This is a genomic window from Pyxidicoccus fallax (assembly GCF_012933655.1).
Lineage (GTDB): Bacteria > Myxococcota > Myxococcia > Myxococcales > Myxococcaceae > Myxococcus > Myxococcus fallax.
Genome location: NZ_JABBJJ010000589.1, coordinates 1 through 3,947, shown reverse-complemented (window position 1 = coordinate 3,947; position 3,947 = coordinate 1). Strand labels below are relative to the sequence as shown.

Annotated in this window: 4 protein-coding genes; 2 read left to right on the top strand and 2 right to left on the bottom strand. The window is 75.2% G+C overall.

Going from position 1 to position 3,947, the window contains the following annotated elements:
• Together HG543_RS52165 and HG543_RS52160 are read left to right on the top strand one after the other, a co-directional pair.
• Positions 1 to 1,177 (top strand): AgmX/PglI C-terminal domain-containing protein (locus HG543_RS52165; RefSeq protein ID WP_169352445.1); only part of this gene is annotated, 1,177 nt, incomplete at its 5' end.
• Between the two features lie 12 nt (positions 1,178 to 1,189).
• Positions 1,190 to 2,392 (top strand): MFS transporter, encoded by a 1,203-nt coding sequence (locus HG543_RS52160; protein ID WP_211194774.1) that lies wholly within the window; start codon positions 1,190 to 1,192, stop codon positions 2,390 to 2,392.
• Positions 2,393 to 2,395: 3 nt separating this feature from the next.
• Here HG543_RS52160 and HG543_RS52155 read toward each other — a convergent pair whose 3' ends face one another.
• Entirely contained in the window at positions 2,396 to 2,638 is a 243-nt protein-coding gene (locus HG543_RS52155; protein WP_169352444.1) for a DUF3006 domain-containing protein, read from the bottom strand.
• A gap of 13 nt (positions 2,639 to 2,651) precedes the next feature.
• Positions 2,652 to 3,947 (bottom strand): ComEC/Rec2 family competence protein (locus tag HG543_RS52150; protein WP_169352443.1); only part of this gene is annotated, 1,296 nt, incomplete at its 5' end.

Sequence of the window (3,947 nt, the reverse complement as noted above, 5' to 3'; positions counted from 1 at the left end):
GGCTCCCGCCGCGCACGCCCGCTCCAACCGCGGGCTCCAGGCGCGCCGCGAGCCCGAGCCCCAGCCCTTCATGCCGGAGCCGGAGCCCACGCCCGCCGCCGAGCAACCCTGGGAGCAGCAACAATCCCAGCAGCCCTGGGAGCAGGAGCCGCAGCAGCAGGAGCCGCCGGAGCAGGACGAGCCGGAGCGGACCTCCTACCAGGAGCCGGAGCCCCGCTCGAATCCGCAGGGACGCCGGGGCCACGCGCCCGCGCCGGCCGCCAACGCCGCGCCGCTCAACGAGCTGTTCTCCGACCTGGACCTGCCCGGCAACCGGGGCGGCGAGGACGACGGTCAGCCGCAGCATGAGGACCCGCTGGCCGCGCTGGGGGGTGGGGACGACGACGAGCGCAAGCCCGTCGAGGACACCCGCCACTTCGCCGCCAAGTCGGGCGTGACGCGGCGCAACCCCGCCTGGAAGTACGCCGTCTTCGTGCTGGCGCTGCTCATCGTTCCGCTGGGCGGCGCGTACCTCCTGTCGGAGACGCTGGGCGTGGTGCCGCTGCGCGTGAAGACGGTGGACGCCGAGGGCAACGCGGTGGACCAGTCCGTCTTCACCGCCCAGGGCGTGGGCGCGCTGCGCGACAAGCTGCTGGGGCGCTCGCAGCCGCCTCCGGCGCCGAAGCCGCCCCCCGCCGAGAAGCGCCCGCCCGCGCCGACGCCGGAGCCCGCTCCCGCGGACAAGGCTCCCGCCGCGGCCCCCGGGCCGGAGACGGGCGCCACGGCCCCGGCTCCGTCCGCGGAGCAGATGCAGGCCGTCTACGCGGACGCGGACAAGAAGGACGTGGGCCCCGACGTGCGCAAGGACGCCGAGGTGGCCGCGACGGACTCCGAGGAGGTGGGTGGCCCCTCCGACGAGGAGGTGGAGCGCGTGGTGGACAAGGCGCAGGAGGCGTTCCGCTCCTGCGTGGAGAACGAGCTGCGGAAGAATCCGTCCTTCCGCGTGGGCAAGGTGACGCTCACCGCCACGGTGGGCAGCAGCGGCAAGGTGAAGGCCGCCACGCTCGACAAGCCGGGGCTGAACCGCTCCGCCGTGGGCGCCTGCATCCGCGACCGCGCCAAGAGCATGGTGTTCTCCTCCTTCTCGGGTGACGACGTGGACCTGGAGATTCCGCTCGTCCTCTCCGGGGCGATGTAGGCCCGCGCCGCCGTGAGCACTCCGGAGCAGGCCGCGGGGCGCGCCGCCAGCGGCCGCCTGCCCCGCGCGGTGGTGCTGCTGGGGCTGGTGTCGCTGCTCACGGACGTGAGCAGCGAGATGATCTTCCCGCTCCTGCCCGCCTTCCTCGCGGCGCGCTTTCCCGCCGCGCCGCTGCTGCTGGGCGGCATGGAGGGGCTGGCGGACCTCGTCTCCGCGCTCCTCAAGTACCGCTCCGGCGTGTGGGCGGACCGGGCGCGCCGGCTCAAGCCGCTGGTGCTGCTGGGCTACGGCGTGTCCTCGCTGGCGCGGCCGATGATGGCCTTCGTCACCCTGCCATGGCAGCCGCTCGTGGTCCGCTCACTGGACAGGGTGGGCAAGGGCGTGCGGGGCACCCCGCGTGACGCCATCATCGCGCACTCGGTGGAGCCGGGGGCGCGGGGGCGCGCGTTCGGCTTCCACCGGGGCATGGACCACGCGGGCGCGGCGGTGGGCGCGCTGGTGGCCATGGGGCTGGTGGCGCTGGGCCTGCGCGCGGAGCAGGTGTTCCTCGCGGCGGCGGTGCCGGGGCTGCTCGCGGTGCTCTGCATCCTGGTGGTGCCGGAGCCCGAGCGCGAGCCGGTGGCCCAGGGGCAGGGCGGCGCGCTGGTGCCGGTGCCCCGGCGGCTGGCGTACTACCTGGGGCCGGTGGTGCTCTTCGGCGTGGCCAACTCGACGGATGCCTTCCTCCTGCTGAAGCTCACCGAGGAGGGCGCGCCCGCGGCGCTGCTGCCCCTGGCGTGGCTGCTCCTGCACGTGGTGAAGGCGGCCGTCTCGTACCCGGCGGGCTGGCTGGCGGACCGGCTGGGCGCGTCGCGCGTGGTGCTGGCCGGCTGGGGACTGTACGCGCTCAGCTACGTGGCGCTGTCCTTCGTGCGCGGCGTCCCCGGCACGCTCGCCGTCATGGCCTTCTACGGGCTGTACCACGCGCTGGCCGAGGGCGCGGAGAAGTCGCTGCTCACGTCGCTGGTGCCAGCCGCCGCGCGCGGGCGGGCCTTCGGCCTCTACAACGGGCTCACCGGCGGGGCGTCCCTGGTGGCGGGCCTGCTGTTCGGCGCGCTGTGGACGGTGTGGGGCAGCCGCGTGGCCTTCCTCGCCGCGGGCCTGCTGGCGGCGGTGAGCGCGGTGCTGCTGGTGGTGTTGCTGCCCCGGGCCCGCGCCTCCGCCGCATCCGCGTAGCGTCTACAGGTCGAAGTCGCCGGACGGGGGCGGCTTCTTGCCGCGCTTCGCCCGCTGGCGCGCCTCGCGCACCTGGGCGCGCAGGGCCTCGGTGGCCTCGCGGTCCACCTCCAGCGTGTCCAGGTCCAGCACGTCTCCCTCGCGCACGCCCTTGGGAAGGTCGCTCAGGGGGCGCGTCACCTGCCGGCCCTCCACGACGAGCACGGCGACGTCGTCTTCGATGCGGTCCAGCGTGGCCCGGGTCATGAAGGGGCTCTCCTCAGGGGTTGCAGTCCCGGGCCGGCTCCCGGTTGCGGGCAGCCTCCGCGCGCGTGGCGAAGCGGACCAGGTTCGACGGCTTGATTTTCGCGGCGCTGCGGCACGAGGGCACGTGGAAGAGGTTCGACTTGCTGCTGCCGACATAGCCCCCGGAGGGCATGGCGCGCGACGGGCGGGGCTCGGTGCGGCTGCCCCTGGGCGTCTGCGCCGCGGCCGGCAGGTCGTCGATGTCCACCACCTGCGCCTGGCCGAGGCGCGCCGGGGCCAACGCGTCGCGGGAGCCCACGGTGCCCCGCGAGGGCTGGGCCTTCGAGGCCTCTCCAGCGGGCGCGGAGGGCGGCTCCGCCTTCACGTTCCGCGCGGAGGCCTGGGCCACCACGGGCGCGCTCAGGCCGGCGAAGGTGTAGCGGGTGTCCCAGGGCACGCCGTCGGGCAGCCGCTGCGGGGTGACGACGAGCGTCTTGCCGTCGCCCACCACCTGGACCTCGCCGGCCAGGTCGGTGCGGAACACGTGGGTGCCCGCCGCTTGCAGCCGCTTCAGCGTGGTGGGGGCGGGGAGGCCGCGCGAGTTGCCCTCGCCGGAGGAGATGACGGCGGCGCGCGGAGCCACCGTCTGTAGGAAGGCATCGCTGGTGGGCCCGTCCGAGCCGTGCGCCGCCACCTTCAGCAGCGTGGCCCGCAGGGGCATGCCGCGCTCCATCAGGTGCGCCTCCGTCTTCGCGTGCGCGTCCCCCATGAGCAGCAGCGCCGTGTCCCCGTACGTCAGCCGCAGGACGATGGAGTTGGCCTCCAGCGGCGCCTCCGGCACGTCGAGCACCTCCTGGGGCGGACGGGGCCACAGCACGTTCAGCTCCACGCCCGTGCCCAGCGGCAGGCGCAGGGGCGCGTTGGGCGTGGACGGCGGCGGGGAGGGGGAGAGGAACTCCACGCCCAGCCCGCCGACGGAGGTGAGCACCTCGTCGTACTCGGGAGGCGTGGCGCCCGTCTGCGGCACCAGCAGCCGCTTCGCGCCCACCCGCCGCAGCACCGGCAACAGCGCGCCGTAGTGGTCCTCATGCGGGTGCGTGAGCACGACCAGGTCCAGCCGCTGCGTGAGCAGCTCCGGCAGCCGGTTCACCAGGTGGCTCGTCGCGGAGGCCGGCCCCGAGTCCACCAGCACCGTGTGCCCCTCGGGGGACACGATGAGCGCGGCGTCTCCCTGGCCCACGCTGAAGAAGTAGACGTGCAGCTTCCCGTCCGGCGCCGCGCCGAAGTAGCGCGTGGGCTCGGCGGCGCGCACGGGGGCCGGGGGCGGCGG